General features: G+C 65.7%; 20 protein-coding genes, 1 tRNA gene and 1 pseudogene. 9 read left to right on the forward strand and 13 right to left on the reverse strand.

The features are described from left to right. A pseudogene (locus EV640_RS04625) lies at positions 1 to 192 on the forward strand (potassium transporter TrkG); the annotation flags it as partial. A 123-nt stretch (positions 193 to 315) separates the two neighbouring features. On the opposite strand, the gene EV640_RS04630 reads toward EV640_RS04625, so the two are convergent. The 3 genes from EV640_RS04630 to EV640_RS04640 all read right to left on the reverse strand — a co-directional run bounded on the left by EV640_RS04630 (position 316) and on the right by EV640_RS04640 (position 3,206). Further along, complete coding sequence (locus EV640_RS04630; protein ID WP_133725936.1) at positions 316 to 1,041, reverse strand: potassium channel family protein; 726 nt, start codon at positions 1,039 to 1,041, stop codon at positions 316 to 318. Further along, a complete protein-coding gene (locus tag EV640_RS04635) occupies positions 1,007 to 2,314 on the reverse strand; it encodes a TrkH family potassium uptake protein (RefSeq protein WP_424991611.1) in 1,308 nt (435 codons plus the stop codon). Before EV640_RS04635 ends, EV640_RS04630 begins: the two co-directional genes overlap by 35 nt. Positions 2,315 to 2,720: 406 nt before the next feature. Then, complete coding sequence (locus EV640_RS04640) at positions 2,721 to 3,206, reverse strand: hypothetical protein (protein WP_133725937.1); 486 nt, start codon at positions 3,204 to 3,206, stop codon at positions 2,721 to 2,723. A 128-nt stretch (positions 3,207 to 3,334) separates the two neighbouring features. Here EV640_RS04640 and EV640_RS04645 point away from each other — a divergent pair, with 128 nt between their 5' ends. The 6 genes from EV640_RS04645 to EV640_RS04670 all read left to right on the forward strand — a co-directional run bounded on the left by EV640_RS04645 (position 3,335) and on the right by EV640_RS04670 (position 6,304). Continuing rightward, on the forward strand, positions 3,335 to 3,811 hold the full coding sequence (locus EV640_RS04645) for a DUF2975 domain-containing protein (RefSeq protein WP_133725938.1): 477 nt from the start codon (positions 3,335 to 3,337) through the stop codon (positions 3,809 to 3,811). Next, the gene (locus EV640_RS04650) at positions 3,811 to 4,038 is read left to right on the forward strand and encodes a helix-turn-helix domain-containing protein (RefSeq protein WP_036473770.1); all 228 of its coding nucleotides are present in this window, start codon (positions 3,811 to 3,813) and stop codon (positions 4,036 to 4,038) included. Before EV640_RS04645 ends, EV640_RS04650 begins: the two co-directional genes overlap by 1 nt. Positions 4,039 to 4,414: 376 nt before the next feature. After that, the gene (locus EV640_RS04655) at positions 4,415 to 4,618 is read left to right on the forward strand and encodes a hypothetical protein (RefSeq protein WP_133725939.1); all 204 of its coding nucleotides are present in this window, start codon (positions 4,415 to 4,417) and stop codon (positions 4,616 to 4,618) included. Between the two features lie 221 nt (positions 4,619 to 4,839). Further along, a complete protein-coding gene (locus EV640_RS04660) occupies positions 4,840 to 5,307 on the forward strand; it encodes a hypothetical protein (RefSeq protein ID WP_133725940.1) in 468 nt (155 codons plus the stop codon). A gap of 1 nt (position 5,308) precedes the next feature. Continuing rightward, positions 5,309 to 5,509: a helix-turn-helix transcriptional regulator gene (locus tag EV640_RS04665; protein WP_133725941.1), complete on the forward strand. Its 201-nt coding sequence runs from the start codon at positions 5,309 to 5,311 to the stop codon at positions 5,507 to 5,509. A 276-nt stretch (positions 5,510 to 5,785) separates the two neighbouring features. Then, entirely contained in the window at positions 5,786 to 6,304 is a 519-nt protein-coding gene (locus EV640_RS04670) for a GNAT family N-acetyltransferase (RefSeq protein WP_133725942.1), read from the forward strand. A 337-nt stretch (positions 6,305 to 6,641) separates the two neighbouring features. Here EV640_RS04670 and EV640_RS04675 read toward each other — a convergent pair whose 3' ends face one another. Genes EV640_RS04675 through EV640_RS04690 form a run of 4 tightly spaced genes read right to left on the reverse strand, consistent with a single transcriptional unit; the run spans position 6,642 to position 10,811 of the window. Beyond that, positions 6,642 to 6,908: an HPr family phosphocarrier protein gene (locus EV640_RS04675; protein ID WP_133725943.1), complete on the reverse strand. Its 267-nt coding sequence runs from the start codon at positions 6,906 to 6,908 to the stop codon at positions 6,642 to 6,644. Continuing rightward, on the reverse strand, positions 6,905 to 8,965 hold the full coding sequence (locus EV640_RS04680) for a PTS fructose transporter subunit IIABC (RefSeq protein WP_133725944.1): 2,061 nt from the start codon (positions 8,963 to 8,965) through the stop codon (positions 6,905 to 6,907). Before EV640_RS04680 ends, EV640_RS04675 begins: the two co-directional genes overlap by 4 nt. Beyond that, a complete protein-coding gene (locus EV640_RS04685; RefSeq protein WP_133725945.1) occupies positions 8,962 to 10,017 on the reverse strand; it encodes a 1-phosphofructokinase family hexose kinase in 1,056 nt (351 codons plus the stop codon). The genes EV640_RS04680 and EV640_RS04685 overlap by 4 nt, the downstream gene beginning before the upstream one ends. Continuing rightward, on the reverse strand, positions 10,014 to 10,811 hold the full coding sequence (locus EV640_RS04690) for a DeoR/GlpR family DNA-binding transcription regulator (RefSeq protein ID WP_133725946.1): 798 nt from the start codon (positions 10,809 to 10,811) through the stop codon (positions 10,014 to 10,016). Before EV640_RS04690 ends, EV640_RS04685 begins: the two co-directional genes overlap by 4 nt. Positions 10,812 to 11,044: 233 nt before the next feature. Here EV640_RS04690 and EV640_RS04695 point away from each other — a divergent pair, with 233 nt between their 5' ends. After that, positions 11,045 to 12,109 (forward strand): universal stress protein, encoded by a 1,065-nt coding sequence (locus tag EV640_RS04695; RefSeq protein ID WP_133725947.1) that lies wholly within the window; start codon positions 11,045 to 11,047, stop codon positions 12,107 to 12,109. A 10-nt stretch (positions 12,110 to 12,119) separates the two neighbouring features. Here EV640_RS04695 and EV640_RS04700 read toward each other — a convergent pair whose 3' ends face one another. The 4 genes from EV640_RS04700 to EV640_RS04715 form a co-directional block, all read right to left on the reverse strand. Beyond that, positions 12,120 to 13,121, reverse strand: a complete 1,002-nt coding sequence (locus EV640_RS04700) for a zinc-dependent alcohol dehydrogenase family protein (protein WP_133725948.1) — start codon at positions 13,119 to 13,121, stop codon at positions 12,120 to 12,122. A 7-nt stretch (positions 13,122 to 13,128) separates the two neighbouring features. Next, positions 13,129 to 14,328: a DUF4389 domain-containing protein gene (locus EV640_RS04705; protein ID WP_133725949.1), complete on the reverse strand. Its 1,200-nt coding sequence runs from the start codon at positions 14,326 to 14,328 to the stop codon at positions 13,129 to 13,131. Between the two features lie 79 nt (positions 14,329 to 14,407). Further along, positions 14,408 to 15,181 carry a hypothetical protein gene (locus tag EV640_RS04710; RefSeq protein WP_133725950.1) on the reverse strand — a complete coding sequence of 258 codons (774 nt, stop codon included), beginning with the start codon at positions 15,179 to 15,181 and terminating at the stop codon, positions 14,408 to 14,410. Between the two features lie 174 nt (positions 15,182 to 15,355). Next, positions 15,356 to 15,432 (reverse strand) — tRNA-Arg (locus EV640_RS04715). 329 nt (positions 15,433 to 15,761) lie between these two features. Here EV640_RS04715 and EV640_RS04720 point away from each other — a divergent pair. Next, the gene (locus EV640_RS04720; RefSeq protein WP_051500844.1) at positions 15,762 to 17,636 is read left to right on the forward strand and encodes a phosphoenolpyruvate carboxykinase (GTP); all 1,875 of its coding nucleotides are present in this window, start codon (positions 15,762 to 15,764) and stop codon (positions 17,634 to 17,636) included. Between the two features lie 63 nt (positions 17,637 to 17,699). Here EV640_RS04720 and speB read toward each other — a convergent pair whose 3' ends face one another. Both speB and EV640_RS04730 read right to left on the reverse strand, forming a co-directional pair. Continuing rightward, the gene (gene speB, locus EV640_RS04725) at positions 17,700 to 18,698 is read right to left on the reverse strand and encodes an agmatinase (protein WP_133725951.1); all 999 of its coding nucleotides are present in this window, start codon (positions 18,696 to 18,698) and stop codon (positions 17,700 to 17,702) included. 39 nt (positions 18,699 to 18,737) lie between these two features. Continuing rightward, a complete protein-coding gene (locus tag EV640_RS04730) occupies positions 18,738 to 20,351 on the reverse strand; it encodes a BCCT family transporter (protein ID WP_133726076.1) in 1,614 nt (537 codons plus the stop codon). Positions 20,352 to 20,493: the final 142 nt, after the last annotated feature.

Consider the following 20,493-nt stretch of genomic DNA (forward strand, 5'->3'; position numbering starts at 1 on the left):
ATCTCCGCCTTCGCGACCGTCGGGCTCACCAGTGGGCTCACCGAGGACCTCCCGCCCGAGGGGCTCTACGTGCTCGCGGCGCTGATGTTCGCCGGACGAGTCGGGATCATCACCTTCGCCGCCTCGCTGACCGTGCGCCAGCGCAGCCGGGTCCGGTACCGCTACCCCGAAGCACGCCCCATGATCGGCTGACCCCCAGCTGTCTCCCCCCCGGGAGTAGGTTTCCCTCTAAACCAACAGTCTTCTGTGAGGAGCTCAGAGTTCGACGGTTGTTGTGGGTCGAGGACGTGTTCCTGTGTTGGTTGGGGAGGGTCTTCAGCGCAGACGTTTGAACCCCTCTGCTGCTCGGGCAGGCCCAGAGACGAGGATGATGTCCTCAGCGCCAAGCACCGTCTGTGGGGTCGCGGGCTGCCACTTCTCATTGAGGCGCTTGACCGCGGTGATGCTCACCCCATGGAGAGTCCGAACATCAATCTCACCGAGAGGCCGGCCGAGGATCTTCTGGTGAGGGGTCGTCTTCGCGATCGCGAAGTCCTCATCAATCAAGATGTAGTCCTCCAAGCTTCCTCTGACCATATGTGCGACCCGTCGGCCCATGTCATGCTCAGGGAAGATGATGTGGGGGACCCCGAGCTGTTCAAGAATCGCCCGGTGAGCCTCACTGACCGCTTTGGCCCATAGTTCCTTGATCTCGAACTGGAGCATCAGAGAAGTCGCGAGGATGCTGGATTCCAGATTCGAAGCGATCGAGACCACCACATGATCAAACTCATCCACCGAGAGCTGCCGCATCGCGTCTTCGCTTCGCACATCGGCGGCGACTACGTGGGTGAGCTTGCCGTTGAGTGATTGCACCACCGCTTCATCGATATCGATTCCGAGCACGTCTGTTCCGTGAGCCATCAGCTCCAGGGCAAGGGCTCTGCCGAAGCGTCCCAAGCCGATGACCGCCACAGCATCCGGGCGCGCAACATCAGAGGGGTCAGTGCCGCCGAAGAGTTTGAAATTAGCCAATGATCGGCCTTTCCTTAGGAAGTTCATACTTGGTTCGCCGCTCCCGCAGTGCCAAAGCGGAAGCAAACGTGATGGGACCGATCCGGCCGATGAACATCAACATCACCAAGAGAAGCCGTCCCAGGACCGGAAGATCCGCGGTGATCCCGGTCGATAGCCCGACCGTGGAGAACGCCGAGACTGTCTCGAAGAGGACCTGATCGAGAGGAAGACCAGAGATGTGCATCAGCACCCCGGTCACCACGGTGATCAGAGCCAGCGCCAGCAAGACCACGGCGATAGCTTGACGGTGCACGGAACGAGAGAGCCTTTTGCCGAAGATGTTCACCGCGGCGTCTCCGCGGAGTTCAGTGATCAAGATGAACAGCAACACTGCGAATGTCGTGACCTTGATACCTCCCGCCGTTCCCGCCGGTGCCCCGCCGATCAGCATCAACACATCGATCCCCAGCCATGTCGTCGGTTCCATCGCGGAGATATCGACACTGTTGAACCCGGCAGTGCGAGTCTGCACCGACTGAAAGAATCCCGCCAAGAGCTTCTCAGACCAATGCAGCGGCCCTAAGGTCCGGGGGTTCGACCATTCCAACACAGTGATCAGTGCTGTACCTAGCACCAGTAGCAGCGTGGTCGCCCACACCACTATCCGGGTGTGCATCGACCATAATCTGGGGGTCCGGAAATGTCGCCGCAGCTGGATGATCACAGGGAAACCCAGACCACCCAAGATGATCGCTGCCGCCATGGAAAGACAGACCACCGGGTCAGCGACGAATCCCATCATCGAGTCACTGAAGAGGGAGAAGCCTGCATTATTGAAAGCCGAAACGGAATGGAAGACCCCTTGCCACAGTGCTTCGCCAAAACCCATCTGATAGCTCAGGTAGAACCGCAGCACCAACACCACGGCTAAGACCCCCTCGATGCTCAACGAGATCTTCACGATCCCCAGGATCAAGGATCGAAGATCAGCCAGGCCCAGACTCTTAGCTTCGGTGGCAGCGACCAGTTTTGACCTCAGCGAGAGACGCCCCAGGACGATCAGACCGATCACGGTGGCAAACGTCATGACCCCGAAACCACCCAGTTGGATGAGCACCAGTATCACCGCTTGCCCCAGTGGGGACCAGTGAGTCGCCGTGTCGACTACGACAAGGCCAGTCACGCACAGCGCCGAGGTGGCGGTGAAGAGTGCGTGTATGAAATCAGTCTGTTCCCCCGGGGCCGTGGCAGCCGGTAACAAAAGCAATCCCGTTCCCACAGCAGCGGTGAGAAGGAAACCTAGAAAGATGAGCTGCACCGGGCGTACTCGGCGAAGCATCGCCCGCTGACCAGCGGGATTCGAGTGATTCACAAGCCGAGAGCATAGACCTACCCACGGGCCGCTTCAATCCTGCGACACCTCGGCATCACCGCGGACTCCCATATTCCGCGGGACACCGGTGGTGGATGGAGCAATCGTCTTTCGAAGCGCCATGACGATCCACGGATCGATGCGCCCCTCAGAGGCACGGCGATTCAGTCTGTCCTTGGGGCCTTCGGTCAATCTGGTGACGGTGTCGCTGCCGCAACACCGCGGCGACGACGTTCCAGCGCCCGCTAGACCATCGGCTTACGGGCGTTCTTCACTCGCCATCTCATGCGGAGATGTCTCCTAACTCACGACGAGCACAGAAGGCGAGTTCAGGTGGTGAGTGCCAGGGTTGCTAGAGGCGCTGGCTGAGGTCCACGACGTCGCGGACACCTACGGGGTTCTCGAGCTCCACATCGATGGCTCCCAGGACGGCCTCCTCTGTGCACTCGTTCACCCCCTCACGCGTGCCGGTGATCACGGCGACGGCCACTTCGTCCTGGGTCTCCTCCACCCTGTACTGCAAGCCGTGACAATCGAAGTTGCCCATGACAACGAAGAACCGTGAGACCTCGTCGTCGACTTCCTCGTAGTCTCCCCACTCCACATAGTGCCGGGAGAAAAGTGCTTCCACAGGTTCCTGCACGTCGCCACGAGGCCAATCATCTTCCGGCGTTTGTTGTGCGCTCTGCTGGTAAGCCTCTGCCCAGTCGATGTCGTCGTGGGTCGGGGAGGTAGAAGGCTGAGGCGTCGGCTCTTCACTGCCGCACGCAGTGATCAACAAGCCACCTGCCGCAGCGACCGCGATCATTGCGCTGTGCCGGGTCCGTGACGCACTCATCTCTTCACCCTAGCGGGGCGAACCGGAAGTCCGCACGATCTCCCCGGAACCAGAAATCGCAACCAGGATGCCGCCAACGTTAGATCCAGCATATTGACTAACAATAGTAATCACCTGATAATCAATACATGTCTACTGTGTACTCGACCGGGCTCCGAGTTGCCCTGAGCCTTCTGATGTTGGGAAGTCTCATCGTCCAGGTGGCGATCCCTGTGAATGCAAGAAGCGCCGGCGAGGTGTTTCCTGAGATCGAGCCGCTGACGGCGCCCTACGCGACTCTCGCGATCGCCGCCATCGTGGGAGTGCAGGTCGGGTTGGTCGCTACGTGGCGACTGGCGTCGATGGTGTCGAAGGATCGAATCTTTGATGCGTCGGCGTTGAAATGGGTGGATGTCATCCTCGTCGCGCTGATCATCACCACCGGATTGGCCGCAGCGGTTTTCGTGCACCTGATATTCATCGTCCAGGTCGGTGGGCCTCCAGCCCTCGTAGGGCTGGGTGGCGCCGTGACACTGGGGCTCTCGCTCTTGCTGCTTCTGGCAGTCATGCGTGGCCTGTTGGTCCAGGCGATCGACTACAGAAGCGAACTGGCAGGGGTCGTCTGATGGCCATCAGGGTTGCCATCGATGTCATGCTCGCTGAACGCCAGATGTCGGTGGGCGAGTTGGCCGAGAAGGTCGGAATCACTCCGGCCAACATTTCGATACTGAAGAACAATCATGCACGGGCCATCAGGTTCTCCACCTTGGAAGCACTCTGCCAAGCTCTCGACTGTGAACCCGGGGACCTGCTGCGTCGGGAGAACCGCGACCCCACCGCCGAAGACGCATGAAGAACATCTTCGGTGAGGGGTAAGGGCTCTCATGACGAGTCTCCGGCGGATGCACCAGAGAACCTTGCTCCTGCCAGGGAGCAGCACTAGGGGAAGGGTCCACGCGTGACCACGTCGGAGTTCCTCGGCATCCGAATCACTCTCGGAGCGTTGGCTTTAGGAGCCCTCATCACGCAACTCCTCGTGGTCCCATTTGTCGCCGCGGGGCTTGCCGAGGACTACCCGCAGGTGGCACATCTGGGATTCCCTTATCTGGCTGCCGTGACGGTGGCAATCCTGGGATTCGAGGCTGCACTGCTGGCCGGCTGGGTGCTGCTCACGGGGGCCGTGGCGGAAGAACGGTTCGGCGGGCCGCGTGCGGCGGTGGGCGAACGGCATGACGGTGTCGCTGGGCATCATGGCGCTGTTACTGGCAGGAGTGTTCTTCCATGCGGGGTGGGAGGAGAATGTCGGCGGTCCGCTCATGTTGTTCGGGCTGCTCGCCTGTCTCGCCGCACTCGCCGCGGCGCTGATACTCAGAAGCTGGGCATTGCGTTCTCTCCCGACGACTATCCGCGAACCTGTCTCGCAAGCCACGTGATCAACACTGCCACCTGGGGCATATAGCGCCCCCGCCGCTTACGGTCGCGATCCACAGTCAGCAATCGAGCGGACCGGCCTGACGTGGGGGAGTGTCCGGTGAGCGATTGGCTCGCAGGCTGACGCAGGGTCTGCTTCTGGCGGTGCATAGTCCACTTGACACAGCCGAGGATGTAAAAGAAGCTGTACGTCAAGTGAACTGTTCATTTAGGGGGACTCAAAGTGACCATCGAGCAACCACCCACGACGTGGGGCCGCACCAGATTCGGGACCGGCCGCACACCGGCGATGGCAATCGCGGTTCCTCTCGGGATCCTCATCGGGATAGCTGGAGGTCTGCTCGCTGTGGTCTTCGGTGTCGCTGGCGCGCAACCCCTCGTGGGCTTCCTGAGCTTCGCCGCCTTTCTCACATTTCCTGGCGTAGCTTTGGTCTTCGCTGTCGTCGTCGACCGCGAAACCCTCAAAGGAGCAGCCCAGCATCCTGACGACTCGGTCGAATCCGGGTGGTACGACAGAGCCACCTCGGGCACTTTTCACGACATCATCGTCGTCCTCGGAGTCACCTCCCTCGTCCTTGCCTTCATCCCTCGCGACTTCCAGGTTGACCTGAAACTTGTCCTCCCAGCGGTGCTCGCACTCTGTTTCGTTTCTACCGGCATCCGATACCTGCTGCTGCGACGGAAAGGGTGACGTGAAGAACCTGGTCCACGAATCACGACGACGCCTGGCGTGGTCTCAGCAGAAACTTGCCGATGAACTCGGGGTCTCGCGCCAGACGATCATCTCAATCGAGCGCGGGCGCTTCGATCCATCTCTGCCCTTGGCATTTCGAATTGCAGCTGTCTTCGACTGCACCATCGAAGATATTTTCCTTCCCGAGGATCAGTCGTGACAAGGCCCGTCTCGGGTGCCTTCACTTACAGATGGCGTACTCCTGGAATGGGTTTGGCAACAAGACTTCAGCGGTACCTGGGACTCGAGTCGATGCCGGTCCACGAGCAGTACCAGAGGGCCGAGCGTGGTGCGCAGCTCACCTGCACCAGGTGTGGAGCATTCGTGGCACACGAGAATCAGGCCGTGCACACTCGACGGCATCGCGAGGGTGGAATCTAGCTCTGACCTGCCACATCACTGGAGTCCGCGAGAGGCGGTCCCGTAGAGGTCCCTCATGCCCGACCTGACGACTGATCGTCTCCTGCTGCGCGACTTCATCTCCGCGGACGTCCCGGGTGTCCACGCTTACGCCGCTGATGCGGAGGTGTGTCGCTATATGGACTGGGGTCCGAACACGCTGGAGCAGACTCGTGTGTTCATCGAGGACACGATGGCCGCCGCTTCACGCTCCGCGCGCGAGTCCTTCACCTGGGCAGTCACCGCTGGGGGAGAGGTCCTGGGGGCTTGCTCGGTCACGATCACAAGTGCCGAGCACCATCGTGGAGAGCTGGGCTACGTGTTGGCCCGCCGATTCTGGGGTCAGGGGTACGCCACCGAGGCCGCGGACGCCGTGCTGGGCTTCGCGCACGAAGAACTGGGACTGCAGCGGGTAGAGGCGACGTGCCGGCCGGGCAACATCGCGTCGCAGCGAGTCCTGAGACGGATCGGAATGCAGCAAGAAGCCCTCTTGCGCTCACATATGCTCATCCGTGGACGACGGGAAGACTCCCTGTTGTTCGTGAGGGTGGACTGATTCCGCGCGAGATTCCCGGCCTCCGAGCTCGGGACTGTTAACAGGAGGCGCTGATATGCGGGCCGGACTATTTGTACTGATCTTCGCCCTACTGGTGACGGGCGCGATGTTCACGGGCTCGGACAATCTGGCCTTTGTGCTCTACTTCAGCGCGGCCCTGGCCGCCATCGCGGCCACAGTCATGACGGCGAGCGGACGTGGGGCACTGCGTCGGATTCGGCGCAATCTCACACAGGGATGGTCTGGGCGCAATCCCGAGTAGCCGCAGAACGCTTCACTTCAGCGTGAGCAGGGGGCCGGCCGCCTCGCCCCGTCCGGGTAATCGTCGAGTGGAGTTTCACTGCGAGGCCTCCAGCAGCTGGACCAGCGTCTCCAGGGCCTGTTCGGCACCTGCTCCGGTGGCGCGCAGCACCACCCGGTCGCCCTGCGCGACGTCCAGGCTCATAACGCCCAGCAGGCTGTCCGCCTGCACGGAAAGCTCGGGCGCGGCCGCCTTCGCGATCTCGACCGGGACCGGCTGCTCTGCCGCCGCATACGCGAAAGCCGCGGCAGGCCGGGCGTGGAGCCCGGCCGCCGCGGCGATCACCGCAGTGCGTTCAATCATGCAGCAGAGGTTACACCCTTACGTGCCCAGCGCTTCAGGGCGATCACGGAGAACGCCGTGACCAGGGAGCCCACCAGCACGGCCACCAGGAAGAGCCAGAAGTTCTCGATGGCGAACGGCACGAAGATGCCGCCGTGGGGGGCGTAGGAGGTGATGCCGAAAGCCATGGTCATCGCACCGGTGACGGCGCCACCGATCATGGATGCCGGGAGTACGCGCAGCGGGTCGGCTGCGGCGAAGGGGATGGCGCCTTCGGAGATGAATGCCGCACCCAGGAGCACGGCGGTCTTGCCGTTCTCCCGCTCGGCCGGGCTGAACAGGCGAGAGTCGATGAAGGTCGCGAACGCCATGCCCAGCGGGGGCACCATGCCGGCGGCCATGACCGTGGCCATGATCATCAGCGGTCCGGTGTTGCCATCAGCGACGGCTGCCGAGAGCCCTGCCACAGCGAAGGAGTAGGCCACCTTGTTGACCGGTCCACCGAGGTCGAAGCACATCATCAGACCCAGGATGATGCCCAGCAGGATCGCGGCGGAGCCGGTCATGCCGTTGAGCCAGCCCTCCAGGGCTGCGGTCAGCGCGGCGATCGGGCCGCCGAGCACCAGGAGCATGAGTCCACCGGCGACAAGGGTCGCCAGCAGCGGGATGATCACCACGGGCATCAGCCCGGCCAGCCAGCGCGGCACGCTGAGCTTGCGGAACCACAGGGCCACCGCACCGGCGAGGACACCGCCGACGATGCCGCCGATGAAGCCGGCGTCCATGGTCAGCGCGATCGCACCGGCGGTGAAGCCGGGGGCGATGCCGGGACGATCAGCCATGCCGAACGCGATGTAACCGGCCAGGGCGGGGACCAGGAAGCCCATCGCCGCTCCACCGAGGGTGAAGAAGACCGCGCCCAGATACCCACCGAGGGCGCCGAAGCCGAGGAACTCCTCCGGCAGCTGATCAGGGGTGGGAAGGTTCCACAGCGAGTTCCCCAGGGCCACGTCGTTGGCGACCTCGGTGATGTTGTAGCCGCCGAGCAGGAAGCCCAGCGCGATCAGCAGACCACCCGCGGCGACGAACGGGATCATGTAGCTGACACCGGTCATCAGGACCCGCTGGGTCGCGCGGCCGAAGCCTTCACGTTCCCCGCTGGCAGCGGAGCTACCGTCGGAGTCCCCGGATCCGCCCGAGGCGACGACGGCGGCGTTCGGGTCCTTCGCCGCGGCGAGGGCCTCGGCGATCATCTTGGCCGGCTCATCGATGCCGCGCTTGACCCGCGAGGCGATGACGGGCTTGCCGGCGAAGCGGTGGCGATCGCGGACGTCGACGTCGGTGGCGAAGATGACGGCGTCGGCGGCGGCGATGGTGTCGGCACCGAGCGGTGTTGCACCCGATGAGCCCTGGGTCTCCACGTGGAGCTCCACGCCGGCTTCCTTCGCGGCCTTCTTCAGCGAGTCTGCTGCCATATAGGTGTGAGCGATGCCGGTGGGGCATGCGGTCACAGCGACGAGGCGACCGACCGTCGTCGCGGTCTGGCCTGCACCCTGTGCGGTGCCGGCGGTGGACGCCGCAGCGCCGCTGGAGGCCCCGCGGCCCCCGGCGTTGGCGGTGACCGGTGCCGGCTGGACCGCCTCGGCAACCAGGTCGACCACGCGCTGTTCGGAGTCGGCGCTGCGCAGATCAGCGAGGAACTCCTCGTTGATCAGCGAGGACGCCAGGGCGGAGAGGATCTTCAGATGCGCCTGGTCCGCGCCGTCGGGGGCGGCGATCATGAAGACCAGGTCCGCCGGGCCGTCGGTGGAGCCGAAGTCCACCGGCTGGGCCAGCCGGGCGAACGCCAGCGTGGCCTCGGTGACGGCACCGGTGCGGCAGTGCGGGATGGCGATCCCGCCGGGCATGCCGGTCTCGGAGGTCTCCTCGCGCGCCCAGACATCGGCGGCGAGTTCTGACACGGCGGCGCTGCGTCCGGCGGAGCCGACGAGTGCGGCGAGGGCATCGATGACCTCGCGCTTGCTGCCGACGGTGAGCCTGTCCAGGCTCACCAGGTCCGGCGTGATGATCGTGTTCATGATGTCTCCACATTCACGGTAGTGGTCATTCTCGGGTTGAGGATGAGGTGTTCGGTGCTGATCTCTTCGGTGCTGAGGTCCTGCGGTGTCGGCATGATGGAGCCGGGCAGTTCTGCCGCGGCTCGTCCCATGGCCATGGCGTGCTTGAGTGAATCGGTCTCTGAGGCTCCGGACTGGGCGGCGGCGATGAAGCCCGCGAGCGAGGCATCACCGGCCCCCACGGTGGAACGCGGCACGATCGCCGGTCCCCAGGCGCGCAGCGCGGTGGGCGCGTCGACGCTCGGCGTGGTCTCCAGGTGGGGGATGAGCACGGCACCATGGGCGCCCAGGGTGACCAGGGCGGCGCGTGCTCCGTGGTGCTGGAGCTCGGTGGCGAGCTGCACGGCACGGGCGGGGTCGGTCTCGAGTGCATCGGCCAGTCGCTGAGCAGTGTCAAGGTCGGTGGAGATCGAGCCGGTGAAGGCAGCATGGAGCTCGAGCAGCTCCTCGGCATTGGGCTTGATCAGGTCCGGCCCGGCAGGCAGCGCGGCGGCCATCGGCTCCCCGGAGGTGTCCAGCGCGATCTTCGGCGCCTGATCCCCGAAGCTCCTGCGCAGCGCGGTGATCGCCTGGGCGTAGAAGTCCACCGGGACTCCGGGCGGAAGCGACCCCGCCAGCGCCACCCAGGAGGCGCCCTCGGAGGCCTGAAGCAGCAGCTCCAGCAGCGAGCTGGTGAGCGCGGCGTCGAACGTCGGTCCCGGCTCGTTGATCTTGGTGGTGATCCCCTGCGGGTCGGTGATCGCGGTGTTGGTGCGCAGCGGCGCGCCCAGCGGCAGCGCCCGAGCGGAAACGCCGAGCTCCTGCAGGGCAAGCAGCACCGGATCTCCGGGGTCTCCGGGGAGCACTGCCAGCGAGGGGGTGCCGGCGGCGGTGAGCGCTCGGGAGATGTTGACCCCCTTGCCGCCGGGGTCGGTGGTGTGACTGATCGCGCGCTGCACAGCCCCCGGACGCAGCGGGGCGTCGAGCTCGAGGGTCTTGTCAAGGCTCGGATTGGGCGTGAAGGTGACGATCATGAGGTGACCGCCACGATGACTCGGACATCGGCGGCGTCCAGCGCGTGGGCCAGCTCGGACTGCGGTGCGGCATCGGTGATCAGCACATCGATCTCCTCCAGGGTTGCGAACTGTACAAGGGTGCGTTGGCCGAGCTTGCTGGAATCAGCCAGCAGGACGACCTGGCGGGCGGCGTGGACCAGGCCGGACTTCACTGCGGCCTCAGCGGTATCGGGAGTGGACAGGCCGAAGCCGGCGTCGACCCCGTTGGTGCCGATGAACGCGACGTCAGCCTGACGGTGCGCCAAGGTGGCCACGGCCTGCGCGCCCACCACGGCGCCGGTGATCCCTCGGACCTTCCCGCCGAGCACCTCCACGTCCAGGGAGCTGATCTCGGCCAGCTTCTGGGCGATCGGGACCGAGCTGGTGGTGACGAACCGGGTGTGCTGCTGCTGCTCCTCGGCGCCGAGCAGCTCGGCGAGCGCCTCGGTGGTGGTGCCGGCGTCGAGCAGCACAGAGGCATCGGGGGAGGAGGGCACGAAGCTCATCGCCTCACGGGCGATCGCGCGCTTCTGCGCGGAGTGCTCGCTCTGCCGCTGGCGCAGCGAGGTCTCCCGCCGGGACGGGGCAGAACTCACGACGGCGCCGCCGTGGACGCGCTGCAGCGAGCCGGCCGTCTCGAGCTGGTCCAGGTCGCGGCGGACGGTCTCCTTGGTCACCTTCAGGTCGCGGGCGATCTCTTGGACCGTGATCGTGCCGGTGCGGCGCAATCGGTCCAGGATCCGCTCGTGCCGTTCGGGGGCAAGCAGTGTCATTCAGAGCTCCATTTCAGTGACCCAGACCACTTTCGTGTGGGTTTAGACACACTTTATCTGTGTTTGCCTGTGTATGCAACAGGTTTCGTCCTGCTCACCGCCGGCTCGAGGCACGCGCGGTGCCGCGAGCTCAGGACGGCCGGGCGCTCGCTGATTCGAACTGCGGCGAAACAGTGATCTGAATATGAAAATAATCCCTACAGAAATGCTGAAACTGCCCGTAAGCTCGTGGTATGTCACATGCACACGAAGCCTCCAGCAGCCGCGTCCCAGGCGTGCTGGTCGGTATCGACGGGTCGGCGGGCAGCGAGCGCGCCTTCAAGGTGGGACTGATGATCGCTCGGCAGCGCGAATGGCCGCTGCGTCTTATCGGAACATTCATCCGACCAGTCGTGACCGACGACTACTATGTCCGCCAGCTGGACCAGTACCGCTCCGAGGCCGCGAGCTCCGTGCAGGACCTCCTTGACAGCTACTCCGCCCGTGCGGTCGAGGCTGGAGTCGAGGTCACGACCCGCACCGCGGAGGGCGACGCCGGCGCCACCCTGGTGGATGAGAGCAGTGACGCCCGCATCGCCGTGGTCGGCAAACGCGGCCGCAACCGGTTCGCCGGCCGGTTCCTCGGCAGCGTCTCCGCGAAGCTGACCGCACACGCGCACTGCCCCACACTGGTGGTGCCGGAACGCTGGGAGTCCGGTTCCGAGACCGAGCTGCTGGCGCAGCATCAGGACCGCCCAGACGCCGAGGCGGCCCATGAGGAGCCGGTGACGCTGATGGAGGAGTCGGGCGCCCGAGAACATTCGCGCCGGTCCTTCGCGAACGTCACCGACGCGCTCAACTTTGACTCCGAGATCGTGGTCGGCGTCGACGTCGGCGATCGCGCCGCTGATGTGGTGCACCTGGCCGCTGAGGCTGCGGAGCTCGTCGACAGTCCGCTCACCCTGGTCTCCGCGGCACCGTTGAACGCGCAGGGCCACTGGTATCCCAACACCGTGGAGCACAACCTCGAGCTGCCCAATCTGCGCCGGCGCTACACCGATCACCTGGAAGCGCTGACCCAGGAGGTGGCGGCGAAGTCCGCCGGGGTGCCGGTGCGCTGGCAGTTCTTCGACGGCTCACCCGCCGGGGTGCTCTCTGAGGCCTCGCGCACCGCCGCGCTGCTGGTGATCGGCACCCGGGGTCACGGCGGATTCGCCGGGCTTCTGCTGGGATCGGTCAGTCAGGCCGTGCTGAACCGGGCCGTCAGCCCGGTGCTGGTGATTCCCACGCACAAGCCGCACCGGCTGCGCAGGCACTGACCCGCTGCGTTCAAACGGTCCCTGGTCGGTCGGAAAGCACCAGGGACCCGGAGACGCGGCTGGCCCGCAGGTCCTCCAGAGCGGTCGGAAGCGCATCGAAGCGGTAGACCGTCACCTCGGCCGCTATGCCGAGGTGTTGAGCCAGTCTCAGGAACTCGATGCCGTCGGTGCGGGTGTTTGCGGTGACCGTCCGGAGATCCCGTTCATAGAAGAGGGTCTGTTGATAGGGCATCTGCGGGATGTCGCTCATATGGATGCCAGCGATCGTCACGGTGCCGCCCCGGGCTGTGGCCCGCAACGCTGCCGGGACCAGCTCTCCAGCGGGGGCGAAGATGATCGCGGCGTCCAAAGGGCCCGGAGGTTCCGCGAAGGCATCGCTGACGAAGTCCACGCCGAGCTGCCGGGCGAGCCTGCGGTTGGTCTGCCCGCGCGTCATGACGCAGACCTGCGCACCGAAAGCCATCGCCAGCTGCGCGGTCAGATGCCCGCTGGAGCCGAATCCGTAGAGGCCCAGCCGGCCGCCCGGGGGAAGCCTGCTCCGCATGAACGCTCGGTAGCCGATGATCCCCGCGCAGAGCAACGGAGCGGTCCGGACCGGATCGGCCTCCGGCCCCAGGGGATAGGTGTAGCTTGCCGGGACGGTGGCGTAATCGGCGAAGCCTCCATCGGCGTCCCACCCGGTATAGAGCGAATCGGGACAGAGATTCTCCCGGCCGGTCCTGCACCAGGCGCAGAGCCCGCAGGTGCGGCGAAGCCAGGCCGCGCCGACCCGGTCGCCGAGCTCGATCCGCCGCACCGCCGCGCCGCGCGCCTCCACGATCCCGACGATCTGATGACCGGGAACCACATCTGCCCGACGTGGCGGAAGCTCATGATCGATCACGTGCAGATCGGTCCGGCAGACCCCGCAGGCCTCCACGCGCAGCAGCACCTCATCCGGCTCAGGGGTGGGCACCGGCATCTCGGCTCGTTCCAGGGTGGTGCTGATCGAGCTGCTCCGCCAGGCCTTCATGGTGTGCCTACACCCAGTCGGTCCAGGTGGCCGGGGCGGACCGGGTGCGGTCCGGAGCGGCGCCCGGGTTGGGGTGAGGATCCGGTCCTGGTTCCACCGGCCCCTGATCGAGCCGGAAGGGCGGGTACTCATCACGCATCAGCAGCACATAGGCGGCGACCCGGTTGCCCCAGCGGTTCAGGCCCATCACGAAGTCGAAGATCCCCCGCGGGTAGCGCCGGGTGAAGAGCAGGATGATGACGGTGATCAGCAGCAACAGGCCCAGCAGTGAGAAGCCGCCGCCAGAACCGGTGGTCTGTCCGGTGCCGCTGCCCGTCTTCTCCCAGCTGCTCTGCCAGCCGGTGCCTGAGGGAGTGGTGAAGATCCCGATCAGCAACAGGTGAGGGATCGCGAACAGCCAGGACTTCACCAGCACCATCCAGTGCGAGAGCCGCTCGGGATAGGCGATGCTCAGGTCTGCTGGATAGTCCGCAGAGGCCAGGGTGAAGGGAGGATACCGATCCGTTGCCAGCGCCGAATAGCCGTAGAAGCCCACGCGCCAGGACCAGCGCAGGACTCCCACGTTGAAGCAGAACCAGGCGCGGGGGTACCTTCCGGTGAAGAGGATGACCAGCCCCGCCGCAAGGGTGGTCACGAACGCGGTGAGCCAGAGCAGGGCCAGCACGATGTAGTGCGGGATCGCCAGCAGCCACTTCACCAGCCACAGGGCCCGGGATGGTGCATCGAGGTGCCCGGTGAGCCGGACCGGATAGACCGAGCTTCGCTGGGCAGTGTCGACACTGCCCGCACTGACACCACCTGCACCGGGGCTGTCCAGACCGGCGGTACCGCCGCCGCCTGCTGGGGCGGTGCGTTGCGGGTCGATGTCACGGCCGAGTCCGGCCGCGCCGAAGAGCAGGGCGACGACGCCGACCACGAGGGCCGCCGCGCCGATGATCAGCAGCGTGGGGATGGTGTCCTGGAGCTGTTCCCACCACTGCGTGGCCTGCTGCGCGTCCCACTCGGTCATGTAGTCGACTCGGTAGTACGGCCAAAACTTCCATTCGCCCGGCTCTGGGATCAGACTCGCCAGCGCCGCCGTGAGCAGCAGGGTGCTGCCAGCGCCATGCAAGAGTGCGCCGACGATCAGCAGGGCCCATTGACCCGGTCTTGTCTTGGGGGGAGCGGGTGCGTCTTCGGATGGCCTCGGTGAAGGTGCTTCTGCCATGACGAGCTCCCTCGGCTGGATCTCCCAATGGACCTGTTCTCAGGATAGGACTGGGTAAACCCCACGGGAACCCTTGGAGTCAGGCCAATGTCGGCTCGATGTGATCCGCCCCGGAGCGCGAGGCGAGCGCGCCTCGTTCCGCTAGCTCTTTGATGTTGCACAGCATCTCTTTGCTCATCACGAAACTGATCGGTTCGATCAGGTGGCGTGAGCCGAAGATCTGCTCCGGAAAGGAACGAGCCTTGGCGTAGCGGAGACGTTCGATCAGGCGTGTGCCGCCCTCGGGCCTCGGCCTCAGATGCAGGGACCAGACGCCAGCCACCGCCGCAACCGAACCGCCGGTGCGGGAGCCGGGGTCTTCTGAGCCGGCATGCGCTGAGCCGGGACCCACCGCGTCGGTGGTCTCTGCGTCAGCGGCCCGGAAGTCCGCGACCAGCACCAGGTCGGCGGCGATCTCGGCTCGTGCCACGCGCATCGCCATCTGAGGTGCCAGTCGAACCTCTCCGGCGGCGACGACGTCCTGGTGCTCCGGGAGGACCCGGTCGACGTTGCGGATCTGGCACCCGAGGAGGTTCTCCAACCGTTCGAAGCTGTAGAACCCGCCGCGGCCCTGTCCCAGCTGAGCCAACCAGGGCCAGATCTGCTCCGGAGACGCTGCGACGGTCACGGCATGGGTGGCGGTCCAGGCCGGATCCGGGATCAGCTCATTTCCTGGCCAGTCGGCCTCGACCTCGGAACAAACAGCTCCCCAACCCATCCTGCGACGGCGCAGCAGCGGCCCGGTCACCAGGTGGCCCAGGATGCGCACACCGGCCAGGCCATTGGCCAGCCACCCCCGTCCTGGTGCAGTCATGGCGAAGCCTCATTCCCGCAAAGAGGTGTTCAACGCTGATCGGTCTGGGCTGAGACTAGCCAGCCGAGCCTTGAGCCTCAAGGTCTCGGCTCCAAGGTCGGACCTCCAAGGTCTGGGAACACACAAGAACACCCCCTGAATCTTGCGATTCAGGGGGTGTTCCATGAAGGTCTTTGGTGCGCCCAAAGGGATTCGAACCCCCGACCTTCGGTTCCGTAGACCGACGCTCTATCCAGCTGAGCTATAGGCGCATATTTACTTTTTCACTGCCTGACCGCCAAGCGATCGCGACCTAGAAGACTATACACGCACACCGGAGGGCCGACAAATCCTTCGCGGCGCACCGGGTGTGACCGGGACGCCGCGCGGAGGTGGACCGCGCCGTCGTCGTTTACAGCCCTGTCATCTGGGAACGCTACAGTGGTATGTAGCTGGTCCCCATCGGTGCTGACGGGGATGCAGGGATGTGTGCGTACAGTGCTGTGCGCACCGGGACATGATCGGCGTCCCACGTCCTTGGGTCCTGGTCTCACCAACCAGGAGGGGGTCAGAACGAACCTGTACCCAATGGAGGGAAACAATGGTCAACACCGTTGCAACGGCGCCCGGTGCGAGTGGATCGAATGGATCAGGGACCAGGGATCCTGCGATCACGGCCGAGGCTCCCACGACACATGCCCCGCTGCTGAACTTCGTCCAGGAGATCGCAGCCCTGACTCAGCCCGACCGGATCCACTGGGTGGACGGATCCGAGAGCGAGCACCGCACACTCACCGACGAACTGGTCGAATCCGGAACATTCACACGGCTCACCAGCCCAGACTTCCCCAACTCCTTCGCCGCGTTCTCCGATCCCGCCGATGTGGCTAGGGTGGAGTCCCGCACCTTCATCTGCTCGGAGAACGAGCGCGATGCCGGCTTCACGAACAACTGGGTCGAGCCCGCGCAGATGCGCGAGACCCTGCGCGGCGTCTTTGACGGGGCGATGCGCGGGCGCACCATGTACGTGATCCCTTTCGTGATGGGTCATCTCGACGCCGAGGACCCCAAGTTCGGCGTGGAGATCACCGACTCCGCCTACGTGGTCACCAGCATGCGGATCATGGCACGGATCGGCACCGATGTGCTGCGCAAGATCGAGGAGCTGGACGCGTTCTTCGTCCCGGCGGTCCACTCCGTGGGCGCACCCTTGGAGCCGGGCCAGCAGGACGTCCCCTGGCCGTGCAACGAGGAGAAGTACATCGTGCACTACCCGGAGACCCGAGAGATCTGGTCCTACGGCTCCGGCTACGGCGGCAACGCGCTGCTGGGCAAGAAGTGCTACGCGCTGCGCATCGCCTCGGTCATGGCCCGGGACGAGGGCTGGCTCGCCGAGCACATGCTCATCCTCAAGCTCACCAGCCCCGCCAACCGCAGCTACTTCATCTCCGGTGCCTTCCCCTCGGCCTGCGGCAAGACCAACCTGGCGTTGATCGACCCCACCCTTCAGGGGTGGAAGGCTGAGACCCTGGGGGATGACATCACCTGGATCCGGCCGGGTCACGACGGCGAGCTCCGGGTGGTCAACCCGGAGTCCGGTTACTTCGGGGTCGCCCCGGGCACCGGCTGGCACACCAACGCCAACGCGATGCGTGCCATCGCCAAGGGCAACTCGGTGTTCACCAACTGCGCGCTCACCGACGACGGCGGCGTCTGGTGGGAGGGCATGACCGAAGAGACCCCGACCCATCTGACCGACTGGCGCGGTGAGGACTGGACGCCGGACTCAGAACAGCCGGCCGCCCACCCTAACGCCCGGTTCTGCACCCCTATCGATCAGACCGACATGCTCGCCCCGGAGTACTCCGAGCCCAACGGGGTCAAGCTGGACGCGATCCTCTTCGGCGGACGGCGCAAGACCACGGTCCCGCTGGTCACCCAGGCCCGGGACTGGAACCACGGGATCTTCTTCGGCGCCACGCTCTCCTCGGAGACCACCGCGGCGGCAGAGGGCGCGGTGGGCAATGTGCGGCGGGACCCGATGGCGATGCTGCCGTTCATCGGCTACGACGCCGGGGATTACCTCAGGCACTGGGTGGAGGTCTCCGGGCAGGCGGACCAGTCCAAGCTGCCCGAGATCTTCCTGGTGAACTGGTTCCGCAGGGGGCGCGACGGGAAGATCTCCTGGCCCGGGTTCTCCGAGAACTCGCGCGTGCTCAAGTGGGTCACCGAACGCCTCGAAGGAGGCGGCAAGGCGGTGGAGACCCCGATCGGCTTCACCCCCACGATGGACGGCCTGGACCTGACCGGGCTGGAGATCACCCCGGAGGCGCTGGAGGACTCGATCACCGTGGACCGCCAGGAGTGGCTCACCGAGCTCGACGGAATCGACGAGTGGTTCGCTCAGTTCGGCGACTCGCTGCCGGAGTCCATCGCGGCCCAGAGCGAAGAGCTGCGCCGTCGTCTGACGCCCTGAGCGCAGCTGCCGGCCCCGAGCGCCTGAGCGGGTCCGGCCGCTGAGCGGGTCCGGTCCGCGCGCTCAGCGCGCCGGCCGGACCCGCTCAGCGCCCATGGCGGAGATCAGCTCGTAGAGCACGTGCGCGGCCGCGATCCCGGTCAGCTGCGCGTGGTCATAGGCGGGGGCGACCTCGACGACGTCCACGCCGACGATCTGCTGATCGCTCAGGGCACGGATGATCCGCAGCAGCTCGCGGCTGGTCAGCCCACCGGCCTCCGGGGTGCCGGTGCCGGGGGCGTGGGCCGGGTCCAGCACGTCGATGTCCACCGAGATGTAGACCGGCTTCCCGGCCAGGCGCTGCTTGAGCCGGGTGATCGCTGCGGGGACCCCGTGTTCCTCGATGTACTCGCTGCTGGTGATCTGGAACCCGAGCTGCGCGTCGTCGGTGAGATCGCCCTTGCCGTAGAGCGGTCCGCGGATTCCCAGATGCGCGCTCGCGGTGAGATCGATGAACCCGTCCTCCGAGGCTCGTCGGAACGGGGTGCCATGGGTGAGCGGAACCCCGAAATAGGTGTCCCAGGTGTCCAGATGCGCATCCGCATGCAGCACCGCCACCGGGCCGTGCTGCTCGGCCGCGGCGCGCAGCAGCGGATAGGCGATCGTATGGTCGCCGCCGATCACCGCGAGCCTGCCCGCGCGGGTCAGCAGCTCCTTCGCTCCCTGATAGACCTGCTCCATCGCCTGGTCCAGATCGAAGGGGTTCGCGACGATGTCCCCGGCGTCGGCCACCTGCTGCACCGCGAAGGGTGAGATGTCCTGGGCGGGGTTGTACGGGCGCAGCAGCCGGGAGGACTCGCGCACATGCGCGGGCCCGAACCTTGCGCCGGGCCGGTAGCTCACCCCGGAGTCGAAGGGCACCCCGGCCACCGCGATGTCAGCGGTGCCCACCGTCTCCAGAAGCGGCAGCAGCGCGAAGCTGGCGGGGCCGGCGAAGCGCGGCGTGCGGGAGCTGTCCCGGGGTCCCACCGGTGTCTGGGGTGGGTCCTGCGGGTGTTCTGCGGAGGCGTCGTGGGGGCTCATACGCCTCATTGTTGCGCAGAACTCGTCCACATCGCGGGATCAGCTCACGGTGTGCGGCTCGGCGTCGACCGTTCGGCGGGGCTCGGCGCGCCGGACGAACCGGGCGTCCCGGCGCAGCTCCTTGACCAGCGAGATCCCGAGCAGGGTGGCGATGATGGTGAATGGCACCGCGGAGAGCAGCGCGGTCTGCTGCAGCGCCTGCAGGCCGCCGGCGATCAACAGGACGATGGCGCAGAGCCCGGTGAGCAGGCCCCAGACGCCCAGCATGGGTCGGCTCGGGTACATCGAGCCGCGCGAGGAGAGCACGCTGAGCACGAAGGTGTTCGAGTCGGCGCTGGAGACGAAGAACAGCACCACCATAGCCACGGTGAGCACCGAGGTGATGGCCGCGAGTGGCAGTGCATCGAGCAGCGCGAAGAAGGTCACGTTGGTGTCCTCCAAGGTGGCCTCGCCGATGCTGTTGCCGGAGAACATATCGAGATGGATCGCGGAGCCGCCGAAGATCGTGAACCAGAGGCTGAAGACCAGGGTCGGTACGCCGAGCACCGCGACCACGAACTCCCGGATGGTGCGCCCCTTGGAGATCTTCGCCAGGAAGATGCCGACGAAGGCGCCCCAGCTCAGCCACCATGCCATCATGAAGTAGGTCCACCACTGCATCCACTGCAGGTCCTCCGGGGTGCCCGGGGTCAGCAGCGCGACCATCGGGAACTCCGCGAGGAACTGTCCCATGGAACGGAAGTACAGGTTGCTGATGAAGCTGGTCGGGCCCACCGCCAGCACGAACACGCCCAGCGCCGCGGCGGCGAGCATGGTGGCCTTGCTGATCCATTTGATGCCGCGGGTGACCCCGGACATCGCGGAGAGGGTGAAGACCACGGTGATCCCCCCGATGATGATGACCTGCACGAACAGATCCGAGGGGATCCCGGTGAGGCTGTTGACCCCCTCGGCGATCTGCGCCGCGCCGAGTCCCAGCGAGGTGGTGGTGCCGAAGAGCGTGGCGATGATGGTGAAGATGTCGATGAGCTGGCCCGCCCAGCCGTCCATGCTCTTGCCCAGCACCGGGCGCAGCATCGGGGAGATCAGTCCGGTGTTGTGCCGCCTGTGGGTGGAGTAGGCGATGGCCAGCCCGAAGACGCCGAACAGCGCCCAGGCATTGGGGCCCCAGTTGAAGTAGGAGAACTGCATCGCGCGCACCGCGGCGTCCAGGGTCTCAGGCTCTGCGAGGCCGTGCGGTGGCACCATGAAGTGGCTCATCGGTTCGGCCGCGCCGTAGCTGATCAGCCCGATGCCCATCACGGTGCCGCAGATCATCGCGATCCAGGACCAGTTGCTGAACTCCGGGCGGTCATGATCCTCGCCCAGCCGGATCTTGCCGAACCTGCTCAGTCCGAGATAGACCATCAGCGCGATGCAGCCCGCTGTGACCACCAGGTAGGCCCAGCCGATGTTCTGCGAGGACCAGGTCGACGCCGCCGTCATCACCAGGTTCAGATTCTCCGGCGCGAGCGCCGCCCAGAGCACGAAGCTCAGCAGCGCCGCCATCGAGATGATGAAGACACCGCTGGGGCGCGAGCGGCCCGGGGTCCGGCTCACGCCGTTTCGTTCGGCGTCTGGCACCGTTCGGGGTGCCTTGTCCTGGCTGTTCATCTGTGTCACGCGTCCTTGGCTCAGCGAACAGAGCCAACAGCCCGCCGCGACGAATGCACAGGCGGCCGCCAGAACATCGGGGACAAGCATACGCAACCTCTCCCGCCCAGCTGCACCGGAACTCCCAGCGGGCCCGGGGCTC

It is taken from the genome of Nesterenkonia aurantiaca (assembly GCF_004364585.1).
GTDB classification, from domain to species: domain Bacteria; phylum Actinomycetota; class Actinomycetes; order Actinomycetales; family Micrococcaceae; genus Nesterenkonia; species Nesterenkonia aurantiaca.

What these genes read in the sequence shown, in the direction of transcription:
- EV640_RS04705 (WP_133725949.1), bottom strand. Translation starts at nt 14,328, where the DNA reads ATGGCAGAAGCACCTTCACCGAGGCCATCCGAAGACGCACCCGCTCCC.
- EV640_RS04680 (WP_133725944.1), bottom strand. Translation starts at nt 8,965, where the DNA reads ATGAACACGATCATCACGCCGGACCTGGTGAGCCTGGACAGGCTCACC.
- EV640_RS04645 (WP_133725938.1), top strand. Translation starts at nt 3,335, where the DNA reads ATGTCTACTGTGTACTCGACCGGGCTCCGAGTTGCCCTGAGCCTTCTG.
- EV640_RS04730 (WP_133726076.1), bottom strand. Translation starts at nt 20,351, where the DNA reads ATGAACAGCCAGGACAAGGCACCCCGAACGGTGCCAGACGCCGAACGA.
- EV640_RS04640 (WP_133725937.1), bottom strand. Translation starts at nt 3,206, where the DNA reads ATGAGTGCGTCACGGACCCGGCACAGCGCAATGATCGCGGTCGCTGCG.
- EV640_RS04685 (WP_133725945.1), bottom strand. Translation starts at nt 10,017, where the DNA reads ATGATCGTCACCTTCACGCCCAATCCGAGCCTTGACAAGACCCTCGAG.
- EV640_RS04675 (WP_133725943.1), bottom strand. Translation starts at nt 6,908, where the DNA reads ATGATTGAACGCACTGCGGTGATCGCCGCGGCGGCCGGGCTCCACGCC.
- EV640_RS04650 (WP_036473770.1), top strand. Translation starts at nt 3,811, where the DNA reads ATGGCCATCAGGGTTGCCATCGATGTCATGCTCGCTGAACGCCAGATG.
- speB (WP_133725951.1), bottom strand. Translation starts at nt 18,698, where the DNA reads ATGAGCCCCCACGACGCCTCCGCAGAACACCCGCAGGACCCACCCCAG.
- EV640_RS04655 (WP_133725939.1), top strand. Translation starts at nt 4,415, where the DNA reads ATGACGGTGTCGCTGGGCATCATGGCGCTGTTACTGGCAGGAGTGTTC.
- EV640_RS04700 (WP_133725948.1), bottom strand. Translation starts at nt 13,121, where the DNA reads ATGAAGGCCTGGCGGAGCAGCTCGATCAGCACCACCCTGGAACGAGCC.
- EV640_RS04630 (WP_133725936.1), bottom strand. Translation starts at nt 1,041, where the DNA reads ATGAACTTCCTAAGGAAAGGCCGATCATTGGCTAATTTCAAACTCTTC.
- EV640_RS04710 (WP_133725950.1), bottom strand. Translation starts at nt 15,181, where the DNA reads ATGACTGCACCAGGACGGGGGTGGCTGGCCAATGGCCTGGCCGGTGTG.
- EV640_RS04690 (WP_133725946.1), bottom strand. Translation starts at nt 10,811, where the DNA reads ATGACACTGCTTGCCCCCGAACGGCACGAGCGGATCCTGGACCGATTG.
- EV640_RS04670 (WP_133725942.1), top strand. Translation starts at nt 5,786, where the DNA reads ATGCCCGACCTGACGACTGATCGTCTCCTGCTGCGCGACTTCATCTCC.
- EV640_RS04720 (WP_051500844.1), top strand. Translation starts at nt 15,762, where the DNA reads ATGGTCAACACCGTTGCAACGGCGCCCGGTGCGAGTGGATCGAATGGA.
- EV640_RS04695 (WP_133725947.1), top strand. Translation starts at nt 11,045, where the DNA reads ATGTCACATGCACACGAAGCCTCCAGCAGCCGCGTCCCAGGCGTGCTG.